The following is a 21542-nucleotide window of genomic DNA, read 5'->3' on the forward strand; positions in this document are numbered from 1 at the left end:
TAAGGCTATGTATGAAAAATTTCCTAATAAATAAAATAAGTTTGTCTTCAAATGACAAAGTTTTTGAACATGTACATGCGTTACTGGTCAGCCAGAGAGGAACATTATTAGCAGAGGGATATTTCTCAGGTCATGACGAATTATGGGGAAAAGATATTGGTAAGATAAATTTCAATCAAGATACCTTACATGACATAAGATCAGTGACCAAAAGTATTGTATCTATTTTATATGGGCTGGCCTTGGAGTATAAGAATGTTCCCCATTTAGAAAGCACTATAATCGAACACTTTTCCGAATATCGTAAGAACGATAGTTTTGATCATATCAATATAAAACATGCGCTTACTATGACAATGGGCATAGAATGGAGTGAAGATTGCTCTTATGATGAGATCAGAAATGATGAAATAGGTATGGAATTGGGAAAAAATAGGTATAAATATATTTTTTCCAAAAAAGTGATAGATAAAGCTGGTAAAACATGGTGTTACTCAGCAGGAAGCACGGCTATTTTAGGGCGCATAATAGAAAAATACACGGATTACCCTTTGCCTGAATTTGCCAATGAAGTATTGTTTAAAAAATTAGGTATTAAGCATTTTCATTGGCATAAAGGAATAGATGGGGTCGCATCTGCGGCTTCTGGATTACGCCTAACCGCAAGAGATTTATTAAAAATAGGTCAATTGATATTAAATGAAGGCAAATGGGCAGGGAATAATATCGTCCATACCACATGGATAAAAGAATCCCTTAAACCCCGATTTTTTACAGGGACAGAATATTATGGTTATCTTTGGTATATTGATAAATATACCTCTCCTATAAATAGTCATAAATATGATTGGTATGCTGCATTTGGAAATGGTGGGCAAATGTTATTAATTATTCCTGAGATAGAGTCTACCATTGTTATTTTCAGCGGCGGATATAATAAAGTTGATATATGGAACAGTTTATTTTTATTGTTGGAGGAAAATATACTCCCTAAGCTAATAGAGAAATTATAGCATTATTTTATTGACATAGCATTTTATTGATTTTACCCTGCTTGGCATGACAATCAGCTATCATATTAGATGTATTTTTATACAAAATATACACATATTACGTAAGGATTATTAACGCAATTAAACCCTCTGGGAATATTAAAAATAATCTGCTGTCGTAGATTTACAATAATATGGACAGAGTAAACAATGTGTTCTATAAATTTATGAAAAGGAAATTAAAATGAAAAATGTTTTTAATGTATTAATAAATTGTAAAAAAATAGCTTTTCTGGTTTTTATTTCTGCGCTAATCAGTGCATGTACGCATGATAGGGTACAAAATAGAGCAGAAGAGAAAAAATCCGATATATATGATCAAGCTATTGAAGTGAACCAATGGATATGGCCGACGTCAGGCACAAAAATAGAGCTTAATGAAAATGAGCCGGGAATCAATATATTCGGCGAACGTGGTCAAGATATTTTAGCTGCCGAAAATGGTCGTGTAGTCTATGCCGGAGATACTCTCAGGGGCTACAAAAACCTGATTGTGATTAAACACAGTGATACTTTCCTGAGTGCCTATGCGAACAATAACACTGTATTGGTCAATGAAGGAGATACTGTTTTACGCGGGAATAAGATAGCAACCATGGGAGAAGGGGCTTCTTCAGCACACTTGCATTTTGAAATAAGGAAAAATGGAAATTCTGTTGATCCACGAAAATTGTTACCCCCAAAATAAATCATACCATGATCAAAAACGACCAATTTGAGCCGTTTTTTAAATAGGCTGCGTGCAGAAACCGAAGCGTACATTGTAATACAATACGTGAGGTTTTTGAGCACGGCCCTGATTCAATAGATACCCAGTACTGGTTAATACTGACGTACTTTTTTCTCCAAGTATGCCCTGATTTTTTCCGCTGATGCAGTAATTTTAGGATTATCAGCAAGCTGTGCGGTTCCTGTTCTCCACCATGACTCATAATCATGGGTCATCGTTTTGGGCAGTACTTTTATATCGATCAACGTTGCACATGGCTGCTTCTGTGCATCCTGCAAAGCTGCTATTAGTTGTTGCTCATTATGCACCCGATAGCTTTTGCAACCGTAACTTTCCGCATTCTTGGCAAAATTTACGGGTATCAAAGCACCGTCCAATTTGCCGCTTTGCTGATTGCGATAACGATTTTCTGTGGCAAAACTTCCCATACCTTGGCTCATCTGCAAGTTATTAATGCAGCCGAATCCTGCATTATCAAATAACAGCACGGTGATCTTAATGTTTTCCTGAATAGCTGTTTGTAATTCGCTGTTCAACATCAGATATGAACCATCACCAACCATTGCGTAAACGGGTTGTTCTGGACAAGCAAGTTTTGCCCCCAGAGATGCGGCAATTTCATATCCCATACAGGAATAGCCATACTCAAGGTGATAAGTATCAGGCACTTTAGGTTGCCAAAGTCGCTGTAAATCTCCCGGCAGAGACCCCGCAGCCCCTACAATGATGGCGTTGGGTTCCAGATACTGATCCATCAAGCCAAGCACGCGGGTTTGGGTCAGATGGGTTTGCAGTGTTTCACTGTATTCTTCCAGTTTATCGTCCAGATGCCCTGTAATTTCCGGCTTGAATCCGGCCTGATACTGAATGGAAAACAAGCGTTCTAATTCCTGCTGCCAAGCGGCTTTCACCTGTGCAATTTCTTGCTGCCACTCTGAACACCATGTTGTTTTTGACAGTTCCTGTGCAATGGCATTCAGCCCTTCTCGGGCATCCGCCAGCACACCTACGGCATCCAGTTTACAGGCATCAAATTCCGCTACATTGATGGTAAGGAACTCGACTTCCGGGTGTTGGAACAGGGATTTTGAGGCCGTCGTAAAATCGGTAAAACGTGTGCCAACACCAATAATCAAATCGGCTTCCTTGGCAAGCTGATTCGCCGCCAAACAACCTGTCGTGCCAATTCCACCACAATTCAGCGGATGGGCAGCCACAACTGCACTTTTTCCCGCCTGAGTTTCAGCAAACGGGATATTGAATGTTTCAGCAAAGTGACGAAAATTCACATGAGCTTCGGAGTAACGTACTCCGCCACCACAAATCAACAACGGTTTTTTCTTGCGATGAATCAGTGCGATTGCCTCTTGAACCCGCACCAGAGAAGCGGGACGACGTTCAATCCGGTGAACTCGTTTTTGGAAGAAGTGAGCCGGATAATCCCATACTTCACCCTGAACATCTTGCGGAAGACAAATTGTGACAGCGCCAGTATCTGCCGGATCAGTCAATACTCGCATGGCTTGGATCATGGCTATCATTAATTGCTCTGGCCGGGAAATACGATCCCAATAACGGGATATTGGCCGGAAACAATCATTAGTACTGATGGTGCCATCACCATATTGTTCAACTTGCTGCAAAACCGGATCAGGCTGGCGACAAGCAAAGGTATCTCCCGGCAATAACAGCAATGGAATACGGTTCGCCGTTGCAGTTGCAGCAGCAGTTACCATATTGGCCGCACCGGGGCCAACAGAAGAGGTTACGGCAAAAATCTGCTGACGTTTTTTCTGTTTGGCAAACCCCGTTGCAATATGCGCCATTCCCTGTTCATTACAGCCTTGATAAACGCGAAGGTGTCCCGGTTCCTGCTCCAATGCCTGCCCTAATCCCAGCACATTACCGTGACCAAATATCGTGAAGACACCCCGAATAAAAGGATATTCTTCCCCATCAACATTAAGATATTGCTGGTTAAGAAATTTGACCAAGGCCTGAGCCATCGTCATTTTCTTCGTATTTGTTGATCTGTTTTTCATGAAATAGCTACTCCATCGTTGGCATCACAAAATGGCTATCATGATGTTCCAAACGCACGCTGGCAGGCCAACGGCTGGTGACGGTTTTCATGCGGGTATAAAAGCGTACACCATCATTTCCATGTACATTCAATGACCCAAAAATAGAACGCTTCCAGCCACCGAAACTATGAAATGCCATTGGTACTGGAATGGGAATATTTACCCCAACCATACCAGCTTGCACGTCTTCACTAAATTGGCGGGCCGTTTCGCCATCGCGGGTAAAAATTGCCGCCCCGTTGCCATATTCATGGTGATTAACTAATTTCAGTGCAGTGTCATAGTCAGGTACGCGGACGACAGCAAGAACAGGACCGAAGATCTCTTCTTTATAAATTTTCATGTCTGGCGTGACATAATCAAACAGTGTCGGCCCCACAAAATAACCATTTTCATAACCTTCTACCTGATATCCTCGCCCATCCACCAACAATTTTGCGCCCTGCTCTACGCCACTACGAATATAGTCACAGATTTTTGCCTTATGCTGCGGGGAAATTACTGGCCCCATATCGTTTTCTTTTCCTTCGGTAATACCGATACCAACAGACATATGGCCGATTTGACGTTGGAGCTTTTCTACTAATTTGTCTGCAATTTCATCCCCAACAGCCAGTACAACGGATAATGCCATACAGCGTTCTCCTGCTGCACCAAAAGCCGCACCCATGATGGCATTCGCGGCCATATCCATATCCGCGTCCGGCATCAAGACACTGTGGTTCTTCGCGCCACCCAATGCCTGACAACGTTTGCCATGCACTGATGCTGTGGCATAGACATATTCCGCAATCGGGGTTGAGCCGACAAAACTCACCGCCTGAATGCGAGGATCGGTCAGCAGCACATCAACCACCTCTTTATCCCCTTGCACAACATTGAACACGCCATCCGGCAAACCGGCTTGCTGCAATAATTTCGCCAGTTCAATCGAAAGAGATGGATCTTTTTCAGATGGTTTCAGGACAAAGGTATTTCCCGTCGCCAATGCAATGGGAAACATCCACATTGGCACCATCGCAGGAAAGTTAAATGGTGTGATGCCGGCACAGACACCCAATGGTTGCATCAGAGAATGGCTATCAACTCCCATCCCTACATTGGCAGAGTGTTCCCCTTTTTGCAGATGAGGGATCCCACAGGCAAACTCGACCACTTCAAGGCCACGCGTCAATTCCCCCACAGCATCGGAATAGATTTTTCCATGCTCCTCAGAAATCAGCCTTGCCAACCTGTCCCGGTTTTCTTCAAGTAATGATTTGAATTTGAACAAGATCCGGGCACGTTTCAATGGAGAGGTTTTTGACCATTCTTTAAAGGCCAGATGGGCAGATTCAATGGCCTGCTCAGTCTCATGAACTGTGCTCAAGGCAACCTGTCGAATTTCCTGCCCTGTGGCTGGATTGAAAATGAGTGAAATACGATCACTTTGACTATCAACAAGTTGCCCGCCAATAAAATTTTTAATCTGTTCCATTCTGAGCCTCTCTAAATACAATTGTGATTGAACTAATTACGATTGAACTAGCAAGTTACGATTGAATTACAAGCGTGAATCATGGTGATACAGATATATGAAATATACATTTCACTTTCAATTAAATTTGGAATGATCTTTAATTAATGTGATCAACACGCTATTTTTATGCAATTACATTCATTACACAGTGGCAACTTGCGAGCATCTTCACCTGCATCAAGCATAATGACCTGAGAATGAATAAATTATCCATTTCATTACAATTTCTTTATGGGGGCATGATGTCTGCTGCGGCTAATCTGAATGAACTTCAAGAACAAGTACGATCCCGTTACGGTGAATTAAGTAAGCGATTACAACAAGTTGCAAGATATGTACTAGATAATACCAATAGTGTCGCATTTGATACTGTTGCCGTTATTGCAAAAGAGGCCAATGTTCCACCTTCTACATTGATCCGCTTTGCCAATGCCTTTAATTTCAGTGGATTCAATGAAATGAAACAACTGTTTCGCATGAATTTGGTGGAAGAAACAGCCAGTTATACCGATCGGGCGCGGCTGTTCAAAGAACTGGATAGCGATCATCAAATACCGGAAGAGCCTCAATATATTTTGCAGGAATTTGCCCATTCCAATGCTCAGGCCATGCAGCAACTCGCAGCCCGTACCCCCGCAGAAGATTTAAATAAAGCAGTAAGTTTACTGGCGAATGCTCACACTATTTATATTATCGGCCTGCGCCGTTCTTTCAGTGTTGCATCATATCTAGCCTATGCCCTCAGTCATCTGGAATGCCGCCCCCTGCTAATCGATGGTTTAGGTGGTATGTTCCGGGAGCAAATGAATATGATTGGCCCTAAAGATATCGTGGTATCTATCAGTTTTACACCGTATGCCGAAGAAACGGTGATGATCAGTGAAAGAGCCGCACAAGCAGGTGCGAAGCAAATTGTGATTACTGATAGCCAAATTAGCCCACTCGCCAGTTTCAGTGATGTTTGCTTTGTAGTGAAGGAAGCACAGGTTGATGCATTCCGCTCTCAATCTGCAACCTTGTGTTTGGCGCAATCATTGACGGTAGCACTGGCGTATCGGCAGGGAGATGCAAAATAAAAACTTATCTTTAAAAACCCGAAATAAATGTAGCACGCGATCAAAAATAATGAAGAACCCCGCCGCAAGCGGTGGGGAATTAGACCCTAAGAGATTAAATAACTGCCATTAAAATTCTAGTTCTTAATATTTTATAAATGTTGACTAATTTAAAATAATATTTAATTGCTTCCAATCTATCGGTATAGTCATTCAAATGAATAGTTTAATAATGACACAACTTTATCAATGAAAAGAATTATTATAATCAATGTATTAACAGAAAAAACCATTCCTCTGCCCAACAAAATAATCAGACTATTGAAATCTAAAACACCATACAAAAATGACATTTAATGTCAATAAGTTACTTCTTACAATAGTGATTATTCATCCAATAAATTTCATTGTTGTAATTGATTTAAATAACCGTTTTCCACCTAGCAAAAATACAGTCTGAGCATGCTTAAAAAGCATAGATCAAGCTGTATTAAATATAATTTAGAATCATAGCGGAGTATTCATATGGATAAGATTCTCGCTTCTCCATTTATTCAGTTCTTTTGGAAATCATGGGTTATTGAACCTCACTCATCTACATTTAATATCGTTATAGAACAGAGTATTAAAGGAAATTTGGATGAAGGTAAATTAAAATGGGCTCTACAAGAATTTATTAATCTTTATCCTTTTTTCAAATATCGAATTGAAGAAAAAAATAATGAGTTATATTGGACTTCTGATTCAGATGAACCATATATCGTTGAATTTACGTACCTTTCTAATGATGAAGAACAATTGAATCAATTTGCCTTACGGCCATTTGACCTCATAAAAGGGCCATTGATTCGATTTGGTTTACTCAAAGAAGCAGATCAACAATATCAATTATTCATAGTACTGCACCACATCACCGGTGATGCGCAGGGTTTAGATGAATTTTTTCACAATATATCTGATCTGTACAACCAACGTCCTCTGCGTCATTCCCCAATGACCTTGCAACAAGTGTCAGAGAAATTTGAACGAGATCACCAACTATTAAAATTATTGAGTAAATATAATCCGGAAGAATACTGGAAAAAATGCCTGTCGGATGTAACTACCAGTAATCCATTGCCCTATCTGCCTCAACAAGCGATAGGTGAGCCTGAATTACCTAATGAATTTCGTTTCAACTTGCCATTAGAAGATTGGAAGAATCTCACACAATCTTTAAATCCCTATAAGCCATTCCTGGTGTTTAAGACGTTGTGGGCAACATTGGTAGCCCAATATATTCCATCCGGTAAAGTTCATCTCATCTATCCCATAGCCGTCCCTGAAGGAACATCTCTTTCGCTTGGAGCCCAAATCAATGCGGTCGTTTTTCCTCTGCGTTTGCATGATACAGACAGTTTTAACTCTCTCTATCAAGCTACATTGAACTATAGCGCATCATTGAAAGCACAGCCTGATCTGCGTTTTTCAAATTTACCTATATTTCAGTCGGTGCCTCTCAATGTCGTAAATCAGCTCAACGTCGGTATCAATCAGGCTAGTTTTAAAGACATCAGCCTGGAATTAGATGGTTGTGAAGTTAATTACGGTCATCGTTTCAATAATGATTTAGCCGTTACAGAATGGATATTGGAATATCATCCGGAAAAGGATCATTGGGCTTTTCGCATCCGCTATCATCCCAATCTTTTCCATGCAAAACAAATCAGAGCGTTGGGTGAACAATTCCAGCAATTGCTAGTGAATGCCCTGACCAATCCCGAAACCCCGATATCACAGCTTCCTTTACTAACTCCTGAGCAGACACAGACAGTACTGGAATATGGTAATCCACAACAACTAAGCGACACAGAAGCAAAACGACACAACAGTCTAACAGCTGATTTGATACGCACACATTATCAACAGGCAATCGGGCAATCAAAATCCGTTGATGCTGAAATATCAAATGTTCAGGCTTATGTGCTGAATGAACGATTACAGTTAGTGCCAATGGGGTTAAGTGGTGAACTGTATCTCTCAGGGCCAGAACTGGACAATAACTGTTTAGAAAAATCAGCCTTGGTTGCCAATCCGTTTGTTCAACATACCAATGCTAAGTGGCTCTACCGTACTGGCGAGAAAGTATGTTGGCTACCAAATGGAGAGCTGGAATATCTGGGTGCAAAGGGCTGCGATTCACTGAAAGAAGCAAGTTAAGCTAACACCCTGTGAAGCAAAGGCGTGATCGTGATATTTACAGACATACTGATCACGCCAGATTCTTTCTTCACGCTAAGTTATGACTGTATCTTACTTATGCCCTCAATCATTTGAATACCATCCTGCTAATGAATGGATTCCGAATCTGCAATGTTGTATTTGGCACAATTATCAACAACAGCGCTGGAATATTGATAGGTAAATTCGGGTTAGTAATGCAGGCAAGGTGTTTAGTCTCAGTATTATTTTAAATCCCCTTTAATTTCGTAAACCAATGTGATATTTACATTTAAATATAATCTCATAAATTTTTTATTATCAATATATATTATAAATATATCTATATATTTAAATATTTTATGATTCTCGTATTATTTAAAATGATATTTATTTAATTTTAGTGTGAAAGTATCTTTTAAAGACAAACTGTTTTACAGAGAATAATAACTACCAATTAAAATAATCATTGGTAACTAATTTTTATTTCTCTTTTCCAGCATTCACTCCGCAACGTAGGATAATCAAAATCGTGAAATTAAAGCACTTCGTAGAATTAAAGCCCTAAACATTGATAAATATCATTTTAATTTGAACCAAATATTGCTAGCAGAAACAATCACTTCTTTATGAGTTCAATAGCTGCCTGCAATTCAGGCAAAATTTAAAGATATATATCACGATGCCAAGATATCTCTATGCCAAGGAAACTCCAAAAATATTGAAGTAGACACAGCCGAAATATAGAAAACCCATATAAAAAATAAAGAGAAAAAGAGGCTTATTCCCAGATAAGAATGGGATGCATATGTTTCAAAAACAGAATAATTACTCAATTAAAAATATCGATAACAACAATAAATAACAATATTCGCTAGCCAGTCAATTTAGGCATAAAGGCTAGTTAAGGCATTCCTTTTCCAATGTGTCACCAGGATTGATTCAAAAAACGCTCGCCTGATTTTTGCTCAGAGAAGCACATTTTTATTTAACCCTAGATTCGAAGGAAGTATTCGTATGGATAACATTTTGGCCTCTCCATTTACCTATTTGTTTTGGAATGAATGGACTCTCGATCCTGATTCATTTAAGTACAATATGGTTGTTGACCAAACCATTCATGGAGATTTGGATACAAATAGATTAAGTCAGTCTTTACAGGAATTGGTGAATCAATATCCTCTATTGAAATCTCGGCTGGAGGAAGAAAATGGTGAATTATATTGGAAGCCCTGCCCTAATTACGAAAATCCTCTGATAATTTTTGATAGCGAAGAAAATATTCGAAAATTCACCTTATTGCCATTTGATTTAAAACAAGGGCCACTAATCCGGTTCGGATTATTTCAGCAGGCAACACAGCAATTTCAACTGGTTATGGCATTGCACCATATCGTGGTGGATGGTGAGAGCACAGAAGAGTTTTATCACGCCATATCCGATCTCTATAATCAACGACCACTGCGTCATTCCCCGCTAATGCAAGAGCAAATTGCAGAAAAGTTCGCACAATATCACAGACAAGTAGAAATATTGGAGGGACATCATCCTGAACAATTCTGGAAAACCTGTCTGGATGGCATGAATGCCAGCAACTCCTTGCCCTATTTATCAGTAAAAACAAAATCATCAGCAAAAACAGACGATAAGCAGGAGTTGACCGGAGAATTTCGTTTCAACCTGCCCTTGAGTGAGTGGCAACATCTCAAGCAATCTCTGCGGCACGGCATCCCCTTCCTTATATTCAAAACATTGTGGGCAGCATTGATTGCGCAATATTCCCCTGATAAGAAAGCGCATATCAGTTATCCCCTTGCGCTGACAGGCAGTGAATCTCTCTCACTGGGCGCGCAAATAAATACCGCCATCTTCCCCCTCCGGCTGGATGACACCGCCAGTTTTGCTTCGCTCTATCAGCAAACACTAAATTATACTTCATCGCTGAAAGCAGCTCCTGGCCTGCGTTTCTCATCCTGGCCGATTTTTCAAGTTCTCCGTTCTACCCCTGTTTGTCAGTTGAATGTGACGCTATCTCAAGCCCATCTCAAAGATATTTGTCTGGAGCTGGAGGGCTGTGAAGTTCATTACAATCACCGTTTCAACAATGATCTGGCTAATTCAGAATTAGTGCTGGAATATCAACAACAAGATGATCAATGGTCTTTTCGCATTCGCTATCTGCCCGACCGCTTTCACCCAACCCAAATCGCAGTATTGGGAGAACAGTTCCAGCAATTGTTGGTGAATGCCCTGACGAATCCTGAAACACCACTTCAACAATTTCCTTTTCTGCCCCCTAATCAAAGCAGAGCATTATTGGAATTCGGGAATCAAGGAAAACAGATAGATATCCACGCCAAAACTCTTTATGAAAGTTTTCAACAGCAGGCGAAGCGATATCCGCAACGCATTGCCTTGATTGATAATCAACAACAATTGAGTTATGCGGAACTGGAACAACGCAGCAACCAATTAGCCCACCTGATACAAGAACGCTATCAACAGGCAACAGGACAATCATTGTCCCCTGATACCTTACTGCCTATTTGCCTGAACCGTGGGGTTGATATGGTGATCGCCATGCTGGCGATAATGAAGGCAGGCGCGGCCTATCTGCCTCTTGATCCACAAATACCGTCCCAACGATTGGCCTATATTCTGGCAGACAGTCAATCTCGGCTGGCAATTACGCAACTGGCGCATCAGACCAGATTGAGCGACTACGGGCAGGATTTGGCTCTGCTGTCATTAGATAATCCCAAGGATAATTATCGAAACCAACCAGACTGTGCTCCTGAATCTGCCGCAGGATCACGTTCGTTGGCCTATTGCATTTATACTTCTGGAACAACAGGCCGTCCAAAAGGAACCTTGTTAGAACATCGCGGTGTTTTGACTATGCTTAATGGTCAATATGCTGTTCTCAATGAAGATATTGGAATGCCCCAATGTTGGTTGCAGTTCGCTTCCGTGGCATTTGATGCTCATGTGTTCGAAACGTTCATCACCTTATGTTTTGGTCATACTTTGGTCATTGCTTCAGAAGAAGAGCGTCATGATCTCGACCTATTGATAAAATTAATCGAACAATATCAGGTTGAAGGCGCTATTTTTCCACCGACTCTACTGAAAACAAAACCAGAATTGCCTGTGAAGTTACAAACCATTCTGGTCGGCGGCGAATCAACTCCACAAGCCATTTTGGATCACTATGCAATGCAGGGTCGGCGGGTGTTCAATGCTTATGGGCCGACTGAAGCCAGTGTGTGTGTTGCCATGCACCATTATCAAGAGTGTGGAGGTAACGAGCGTAATATTGGGCAACTGCTTCTGGGTGTTCATGCCTATGTGTTGGATGAGCAGTTGCAATTAGTACCGATGGGAGTGGGTGGCGAACTGTACCTTTCCGGCACAGTGTTAGCCAGAGAATATCTGGGACAACCTGAGTTAACGGCAAAAGCCTTCATCGCCAATCCTTTTACCCAGCACGACGACGATCAACGACTCTACCACACAGGGGACCAGGCGCGTTGGTTGCCGAGTGGAGAACTGGAATATCTGGGACGCAAGGATTTTCAGGTAAAAATCCGCGGTCATCGGGTTGAGTTGACTGAAATCGAACAGGCATTTATTGCGGCATCGGGGCTGAGTCAATGTACTGTGCAAGTGCGTGGGCAGCAGAATCACTCACAAATCGTGATCTACTACGTATCAGACATTACTCTGAGCGAAGATAATCTCCGTCGCACATTACAGCTTTCCCTACCGGATTATATGATGCCCTCTGCATTCGTGCAGTTGGAAATTCTGCCAATGACTATCAATGGCAAGTTGGATACAGCGGCGTTACCAGAACCCGATTTTAAACAGAGCCATCACTTTTATCGTGCTGCAAACACGGAACTGGAGCACAAGCTACAAACTATCTGGCAGCATATTCTGGGGCAGGATGAAGTTGGCATTGATGATGACTTTTTCCATCTGGGAGGGGACTCTATTTCCGTCATCCGCCTAATTTCAGAAATGCGCCGCCAGCAGTTGCCATGCAGCACCAAGCTATTACATCAATGCCGTACCATTGCCAAACTGGCAACACAGTTGGCAGAGACAACCGAAACTCAGATACAGCCTGCCGAACAGGGAATATTACTGGGGGATTTTCCTCTGCATCCTATTCAACATTGGTTCTTTGAACAGGAATTCACCCAATCTAACCATTGGAATCAGGCTTTCTTGATTCGGGTTCCGCCTTTGCTGCCACAGAAATTAGAAACCTCGATTCAGGCATTGGCAGAACGACACGATATGCTACGGACTCGCTTTCTCTCTGTTGAACGCCAAAGTTATCTGGATATTACACAGGTGACACCAACAGCATTAGAAATTTGCCATTATGATCAATTGAGCGAGAGCGAGTTCAATCATCGTCTGGATTCCTGGCAAAGTGATTTCGATACCGCCAATGGCCCACTATGGCGTTTTGCTTATATTGATGGCTATCCAGATGGTTCAGCACGTATTTATTGTGCCCTGCATCACCTGATTGTTGATGCAGTCTCATGGCGTATTCTGCTGGATGATTTGAAACAGCTTTATCATAGTGAAGTTCTCGATCATGATGAAGTTCTCGATCATGGTGAAGTTCTCGATCATAGTAAAGCCTTCGATCATAATGAAGTGCTTGGCCCTAAGACAGCCAGCTATCGGCAATGGCAAACTGCCCTGACGGAACAAATTCCTCACTTTGAGTCTCAACGTGCATTCTGGCAACAACAATGTGTATCGCAATATGACTATAGGCTGCTGCTGGATACCTGCGAGACGCGACAATACCTGTGGCAAACTTTGCCATCCTCAGCCAGTACCCGTCTGCTGAATGTAACAAGTGGCATCGACAAACTCGATTCTGATAAACACAGTTCCGATAAACACAATTTCGTCAAACATAGCCCCAATGAGGTATTACTGACTGCGCTGCTGCATACTCTGGGCCATGTCAGCGGGATATCAAACCACACGCTGCTGCTGGAAGGACATGGTCGCCAACTCCCATCCGTACAGTTGGATGTTGGCCGCACTGTTGGCTGGTTTACTGCGTTGTATCCCCTGCATTTTTCTGCTGGTAGTGGAAAAACAAATGGTGAAAAAGAGATTTCTTTGCCACAAGTCCAGGCTACCCTCGCCAACGTACCGGATTCAGGTATTTCATACGGTACTCTGCGCAGCGGATTATCCTTGCCTTATCCGGCGGTTGTGTTCAATTATCTGGGACAGTTACAGACAAATGAAAGTGATTGGCAAATCACGGCTGAAATGGCTGGTCAGACAATTCATCCAAGTAATAATGGTGATACTGATTTGCTTACCCTTAATGTCTGGTTTATCGGTCAAGCGCTGCATTATCGCTGGGATGGTTTGCTGAGCCAGACACAGCTTGTGCATTTGGATCACCACTTCCAGACTGAGTTGATGCAATTAATCGATAATGTAACCTCTTCTTCCGATACCATCCTGAAAGAAACGGATCATGGGATTGATCCGGCTTTACTGGCGCGGCTGCCGACAGGGTTGGAGCCTGTTTGGGTCTATGCGGCCAACAGTCTGCAACAGGGGTTCATCCATCATCACCTGAGCCATCCACATAATAATTCAACCTACCACTTTCAGTTTATCCTGGATTACACAAAACCTATCGAACCCCGCCATTACCGCAAGGCTTGGCTATGTGCACAACAAAAGTATCCTATCTTGCGCACAGGGTTTGACTGGCAGGATCAGCCTCAGCAAATTGTGTTCCAGCATGCTGAACTATCCTGGCAATACCATGATCTGAGTGCTCACACCACACCAGAACAAGCATTGGTTGAGCTTAGCCAACAACAAAACAGTCAGCCTTTCGACCTGCGTCAACCGGAGCTGATGCGCGTTTGTCTGGTTAAACTGGCAGCAGACCGGTACAGCCTGATTCATACCAGTCACCATATTATTATTGATGGCTGGAGTAATCAGATCTTGCTGGAATACGTTCACCATACTTACCAGCAACTGCAAGCGGGTCAGGCTCCAGATATCCACATCGATACAGCCTATCTGGCTACGCAGCGTTATTACGCCAGTCAAGCGGAAGAGTGCCGGAATCACTGGCAGCAACTCGCTACCCAGCATTGGGAGAGTACCGATATTTCCCTGTTGTTGAATGCCCCTGATACTGGCACGTCAGAAGCCCAAGCTACAGCGCATCACACATTACCCCATGCTGTTGCCCTCTCTTTGCAGGAAACCGCCCGCAATCATGGCCTGACACTCAATGTCATGTTGCAGTTCTCTTGGCACAAATTACTGCACCTGTTTAGCCAACAAACTCAAACCATCATTGGCATTACCTTGTCTGGCCGAAATCACCCTGTCGCAGGAATAGAAAATAGCGTCGGTCTATTTATCAATACATTACCCCTGGCGATGGATTGGGAGCCACAACTGACTTGCCTGCAACAGCTTCGTACCCTTCATCAGCGCATGATTGATTTGGATGCCTACAATTATCAGCCTCTGGCAGAATTGCCATTCAGCGGTGAAAAACTGTTCCAGACACTCTTTGTTTATGAAAACTATCCCACAACAGAATTGGATACCATGCAGGCCAGTGTAAGGACTGCCAAGGGCGAGACTGACTACCCGCTAAACCTGATTGCAGAAGGTGATGTAGAACAAGGCCTGAAGCTTTCTCTGGCTTACAAACCCAGTTGCCTGAATGCAGAACGGGCCAATGCTATTTTGGAAATGTTAAGCATATTGCTGGCCCGCCTGCCTTCTCATCTCCACTATTCGCACCAACGATTATCGGCACTAAGTGACGACAAGCGCAGACAACTCTTAGAAGAGTGGGCTTTTGCTGCACCAGAATCAGAAACATGGGAACCCAGTACCCTGCATGGTTTACTGGAAAGACAAGCACGACTGACACCTCATCACTCCGCATTAATGGATGACCAACGGACATTGAGCTATCAAGAGTTGGATGATATTTCATCACGTTATGCGGTTCAGCTTCGTGCTGTATACCGCCAGCGTTTCCAGCGTGAACTGGCTTCCGGTGAACTGATTGGCCTGTGCTGCAAGCGCAGCATTGATATGATTATCGCCTTATTGACCATTCTAAAAGCTGGTGCGGCATATGTACCGATGGACCCCAAATCACCGACAGAACGGCTGGATTACATCTTACAAGACAGCAAAATGCGATTAGTACTGACTGAGCCGGATTTGGCATCCTTATTTGAACACCCTAACCTGCAACAGCTTTACCTGAGCGAATTGGCGGATACAGAAACCATTGACGATATAACGTCGTTTCTACCGCAGGTTGAGCCAGATCAGTTGGCCTATGTGATTTACACCTCTGGCACAACCGGTAAACCGAAGGGAACACTGATAGAGCACCGTGGCCCTGCGAGCATGGCGCGCAGTCTGCTATCCAGAACAGGATTGGGATCGGCGCAACCGGGCCTTCGCTTCCTGCAATTTTCTTCCCTTGTATTTGACGCCCACTTGATGGAGAGCTTCCCGGCATTTGTCGGCGGTCACACTCTGGTTGTGGCATCTGACACACAGCGTTATGACTTGCAGGAACTGCAAACGATGTTGCAAAAGAGGCAAGTGAATTACGCGATGCTGCCACCCCCTTTACTCAAACTCAAACCAACATTGCCGGATAGTCTGCAATGGCTGTTAGTCGGCGGCGAAGCGGTGTCTCAGGATGTGCTGGATCACTATGCTGATCAGGGGCGCAATGTGTTTAACTGTTACGGCCCAACCGAAGCCAGTGTTTGTTCCACCACTAACCCCTATCGTTACAATGGTGCTACCAATATTGGCAAGCCGTTGGCTAAGGATGGCGTCTATGTGCTGGATGCCAATCTGCAACCACAGCCTGTCGGCGTACCGGGTGAATTGTTCCTGTCGGGCATAGGATTGTCGCGCGGTTATCTGAATCAATCCGCATTGAGTCAAGAAAAATTCATTGCCAATCCTTACCAGCAACACACAGATCATTCACGCTTATATCGCACTGGCGATGTTGTTCGCTGGATGGATGAAGGTTCATTGGAATACCTTGGCCGTAACGACAGTCAGGTGAAAATTCGCGGACATCGGATTGAGCTTGGGGAAATTGAAAGTGTACTCGCTACTGTATCTGGTGTCGATCAGGCGGTCGCCATCATTCATGGCAAAGAGTCCCCCCGAATCGTTTGTTACTACACATCAGTCAGTGGCGCAGACACCGCAGAAATCCGTAAATCTCTGGCACAAAAGTTGCCCAACTATATGCAACCCAGTGCCTTGATTCCGTTGCCTCTCATTCCGATGACCATCAATGGCAAACTGGATCGCCGCAAGTTCCCTGCACCGACCTTTACTGATTTACAGCAGGGATATTCCCCCGCAGAAACACCTTTACAACAGCAATGCTGCGATATCTGGGCAGAATTACTGCCATCTGAGCGGATCGGTATAGACGATAACTTTTTCCAACTGGGTGGCAATTCCATCATGGCGATTCAGCTGAGTAACCGTCTCAGTCAGGCATTACAACGTCAGATACCTTTAGCCGCATTGAATCGACACCCTACCATCAGATCACTGTGCTCTTTCCTGTCAAGTCACTCAAGCCACATTGAACAGCTTGACGAAATATCAAAAGCAGGTTTGCAACGCAGCGTCCTGTCTTTTTCACAAATGCGGCTCTGGTTCGTTGAAACGCTGATGCAGGACAGTCATGTCTATCATATCCCACTCTTATTCAGTCTGCGGGCTGATACTCAAATAGAGAGTTTTATCCGTAGCCTGCAAGCCGTCGTCCGCCGTCATCAGGTATTGCGCTGTACTTTTGTCCAAGGTGATTTAGTGCAGGATGATTTAGTGCAAGGTGATTGTGGGCAAGATAATTGTGGGCAAGGTGATTGTGGGCAAGATGATAAAGAGGCTTTTTTCCTGCAAGCTCATGATGAAGCGTTGCAGGTTCCCCGTGCTGAATTGCAGGCCGATGCATGGTCCGATTTCTTGCATCAGGAGATTTTCCGGGCCTTTGATTTGCGCCACGAGTATCCCATTAGGGCCAAACTACTGCAAAGGATTGAAGCCGGTGGGAACATCTCCTATTTCTGTCTGATTAACATTCACCACATCAGCTTTGACGGCTGGTCACTGAATGTATTGCTGAGGGAATTGGCCGAGTTTTACATCGCAGAATTGAACCAACGTCCACCAGCATTAGCACCGCTGTCCATTCAATATATGGATTATGCCGCTTGGCAGCAGCAATCGCTGTCCGGCGATAAACTAGAACCGTTAAAACAGTTCTGGCTACAACAGTTGCAGCACTGCCCTCAATTGGAACTACCCTGTGACTACCCACGCCCCAACATTTTTGACCACCGTGGGCACACGGTTACGTTTTCCATCGCGCCACACTTGAGTCATCAACTGCGACAATTGGCACGCCAATTGGGTGTCACCCTGCATGCGGTGTTGTTGACTGGTGTTAACTTCCTGTTGGTCAGATACTGCGGTCAGCATGATATTATTGTCGGCAACCCGATTGCCAATCGCTCACATCCACAGTTAGAACCCCTGATTGGCATGTTCGTCAATATGTTGGTACTGCGTAATCAAATCGCGACAGATTGGAGTGTGACGGAGCAAATCCGGCAGGTATTCGGTAACACCATCGCCAGCCAGCAGCATCAGGATATGCCTTTCGAGAAACTGGTTGAGTCACTGAACTTGAAACGTGATTTATCGCACCATCCGCTGTTCCAAGTCTCTTTCTCTCTGGAACAAAAAGCGAACGTTCTTGATGCCAATGCCCCCTTCGTTATGCAAAGTCTGGTGGATTTGTACGATGTTGCCAAATTTGACCTCGGCTTCTATTTTGAAGACGGTGATGAGGCACTGTCCGGCAATATTAACTATGCCACCGCGTTGTTTGCACCAGACACCATTGACGGGATGATCAAACATTTACAGAATATATTGATGCAGATGGTGGCGCATCCTGAGCAATTGGTGAAAAACATCAGCCTGTACTCACCGAAAGAGCGAATCGCATTACTGAAACCGCCAATGGAAACGCAGGATCCAGCGCTCTACCGCCATCCGCTGTATCAGGGAATCCTCGATTGGGCTGAGTGCCACCCGAATGATATCGCGTTGATTGATGCCATCGGTCAATGCAGCTACGCACAATTGCTCCAGTCTGCACAAAGATTGGCGGCGCAAATTCATCAACATCCTCACAACCAATCTGAGCTGATTGCGGTTCAGGTCAGCAAAGGCCGGGCGCAAATCATTACTGTTCTGGCAATTCTACTGGCGGGACGGGCTTATGTGCCGATGGATGTATCCTGGCCTCATTCGCGTTGCCAGAAGATCATTGAACAAACTGGAGCCCAGTTGATGATCAGCACCAAATCATGGACAACAGACACCTGTGAAATAATCCAAATTGCTCCTGATGGATATGCATTGCTCCTGCCAGCACCTGCGCCCATGTCACTTCCTGTTCCTATTCAGTGTGACAGTCTGGCTTATGTGATTTTCACTTCTGGATCGACAGGAACACCGAAAGGCGTTGCTATCCGGCATGACACCGCGAATAACACCTTGATAGACATCAACCGCAAACTCAACGTTGTGCGGGGAGATACTTTGCTGGCGCTCAATGCCCTATGCTTTGATCTGTCAGTTTATGACATCTTCGGCGTTTTGGGTGTGGGAGGGAGACTGGTTATTCCTACTGAGGAGCAACGATACCAACCTGACGCCTTATTGTCCCTGATCCGTGAACACAACGTCACTATCTGGAATGCGGCTCCCGCGTTGTTCGAGCTTCTATTGCAGGAAGTAGAAGCATTGCAGGAAGTAGAAGTATTACAAAAAGTAGAAACATTAGTTGTCATGGACAGAGTGTTGTTATCCGGTGATTGGATACCTGTTAACCATGTACAGCGTTGCCGTAATTGGCTTCCTAACTGCCGTATATTCAGCGGCGGCGGTGTTACCGAAGCCTCAGTCTGGTCGATTTTATTCGAAGTACCACAAAGTGCCAGCTATAACCAGAGCATTCCTTATGGCAAAGCATTAACCAATCAGGCCTTCCTGATCTTGGATAATGATCTGGAACCTGTACCGGCCCAAGCCATTGGTGAAATGTATATCAGTGGAGTCGGATTGGCGATAGGTTACTATCAAGATCCGATCCGCACAGAAGAACGCTTCATCCGACACCCGATAAGTGGTGAGCGCCTGTATCGCACAGGCGATTTAGGCCGCTGGCTGCCAGATGGCAATATCGAATTCTTAGGCCGGATAGATAGTCAAGTTAAAATCAATGGTTATCGGGTCGAGCTGGGAGAGATTGAAAATACACTGATGGAAGTGGAGGAGATCCGCCAATGTGCATTGGTCAAAGTGAGTGGTTCATCTGATAGTCTGGCTGCGTATTACATCAGTGACGTGTCGCTTGATGAAACCGGCTTGCGCCAACGTCTTGCCCAAACACTACCGCCGTATATGGTGCCGGCTGTATTGGTACAGATGCCGGAATTACCGCTGAATGCCAGTGGCAAGATCGACCGTAAGCAACTGTCGGCACTCCATCACTTCGCGCCAAAACAGCTTCACTATCAAGCACCACAAACCAAACAAGAGCAGCAACTTTGCCAGCTCTGGCAGCAGAAACTAGGGGTGGATCATATTGGCGTGAGCGATGACTTTTTTGAATGTGGAGGCACATCTATTCTGGCAATCCCTGTCTGCCAACAGATGTCCGCCTTACTGGGACAGCCGATCCCTGTAATGGAATTGTTCAGGCAACGCAATATCCGTGGCATTCTGGACAGTCTGGAATATCAATTGATACAGCCGTTGAACAAGAAAACAGCTCAGGAAACATTGTGGATGATCCATCCAGCAATGGCGGGGTGTGAAGTTTATCTGGATATAGCTAAAACACTAGAAGGGCAACTGCATTGTCTGGGAGTCGATAATTACAACCTGTACCACCGACCGTTAATCACGTCATTGCATGACATTGCCCGCTTCTATCTGGAGCAAATGGAACACTATCAGCCATTGACACAAGGCCCTGTGCATATTTTGGGTTGGTCAATGGGAGGGCTGATTGCGCTGGAAATTGCCGCCCAACTGGAAGCCAGAGGGGTTACTGATATCCATCTCTATCTGCTGGACAGTTTCTATCGGGTCAGCTTAAGTTCCATGCACCCAAGCTGGCGGAAAACGTTACTGCATGAGTTGGGGCTTGAAGGTGATGCCGCAGCACGGGCACTGGAAGCCGGCCCTGCGGATGATGGCATTTGCCAGAGTGACCTTTCCCAACGCTTGCAACATAGCCAGGTCACCCTGTTCAAAGCCACCCGACTGCCGAAATTTCATTCCCAATTAAATAAACACGGAATGACATCGGCAGCAGAGGTAATGTACGCCAGTGACAACCATATCGGGCAAGCTTGCCAGCATCTGTCTGTTATTCCACTGCTTTGCGATCACCACAATATTATCGAGCAGAAGTCACAGATTATTGAGAGTATTGAGGGAACGTTAGAACTGGCTGATTAAGTCGATTTTAGTAATCTTTTGGTAAAAAAGGCGTAATTTTTAGGGTGAGAGTCCTATTAATTTCGCCTGATTATTTCCTAATCAGATTAGGAAATATATATCCTTCATCTTTTCAAGTTGTGGCTTTGTTGGCTGCAATTTGAAACCTATTTATATCACTTGGATTCACATATTAAGCGCAACACCGTAATGAACGAAGTAAATGAGTGGGTACTCCTTTAAATAACTCATTCGGTGTTTTGTAATCTCGTGTTTTACGAGGGCGAT

7 protein-coding genes are annotated in these 21542 nt (G+C 44.0%); 5 read left to right on the top strand and 2 right to left on the bottom strand.

What is annotated here, in order from left to right; all coding sequences use genetic code 11:
• Window positions 1-11: 11 nt before the first annotated feature.
• Both PSI23_RS15320 and PSI23_RS15325 read left to right on the top strand, forming a co-directional pair.
• On the top strand, window positions 12-1013 hold the full coding sequence (locus tag PSI23_RS15320; protein ID WP_273555898.1) for a serine hydrolase domain-containing protein: 1002 nt from the start codon (window positions 12-14) through the stop codon (window positions 1011-1013).
• Window positions 1014-1236: 223 nt separating this feature from the next.
• A complete protein-coding gene (locus PSI23_RS15325; protein WP_273555899.1) occupies window positions 1237-1740 on the top strand; it encodes a peptidoglycan DD-metalloendopeptidase family protein in 504 nt (167 codons plus the stop codon).
• A gap of 134 nt (window positions 1741-1874) precedes the next feature.
• Here the strand turns inward: PSI23_RS15325 and iolD are convergent, their stop codons facing one another.
• Complete coding sequence (gene iolD / locus PSI23_RS15330; RefSeq protein ID WP_273555900.1) at window positions 1875-3824, bottom strand: 3D-(3,5/4)-trihydroxycyclohexane-1,2-dione acylhydrolase (decyclizing); 1950 nt, start codon at window positions 3822-3824, stop codon at window positions 1875-1877.
• Between the two features lie 7 nt (window positions 3825-3831).
• The gene (locus PSI23_RS15335) at window positions 3832-5343 is read right to left on the bottom strand and encodes a CoA-acylating methylmalonate-semialdehyde dehydrogenase (protein ID WP_273555901.1); all 1512 of its coding nucleotides are present in this window, start codon (window positions 5341-5343) and stop codon (window positions 3832-3834) included.
• A gap of 284 nt (window positions 5344-5627) precedes the next feature.
• Here PSI23_RS15335 and PSI23_RS15340 point away from each other — a divergent pair, with 284 nt between their 5' ends.
• The 3 genes from PSI23_RS15340 to PSI23_RS15350 all read left to right on the top strand — a co-directional run bounded on the left by PSI23_RS15340 (window position 5628) and on the right by PSI23_RS15350 (window position 21275).
• The gene (locus PSI23_RS15340; RefSeq protein ID WP_273555905.1) at window positions 5628-6461 is read left to right on the top strand and encodes a MurR/RpiR family transcriptional regulator; all 834 of its coding nucleotides are present in this window, start codon (window positions 5628-5630) and stop codon (window positions 6459-6461) included.
• A 504-nt stretch (window positions 6462-6965) separates the two neighbouring features.
• Entirely contained in the window at window positions 6966-8639 is a 1674-nt protein-coding gene (locus PSI23_RS15345; protein WP_273555902.1) for a condensation domain-containing protein, read from the top strand.
• Window positions 8640-9656: 1017 nt separating this feature from the next.
• Window positions 9657-21275 carry a non-ribosomal peptide synthetase gene (locus PSI23_RS15350; protein WP_273555903.1) on the top strand — a complete coding sequence of 3873 codons (11619 nt, stop codon included), beginning with the start codon at window positions 9657-9659 and terminating at the stop codon, window positions 21273-21275.
• Window positions 21276-21542: the final 267 nt, after the last annotated feature.

The sequence above is a fragment of the Xenorhabdus yunnanensis genome (assembly GCF_028598805.1).
In the GTDB taxonomy this organism is placed as follows: domain Bacteria; phylum Pseudomonadota; class Gammaproteobacteria; order Enterobacterales; family Enterobacteriaceae; genus Xenorhabdus; species Xenorhabdus yunnanensis.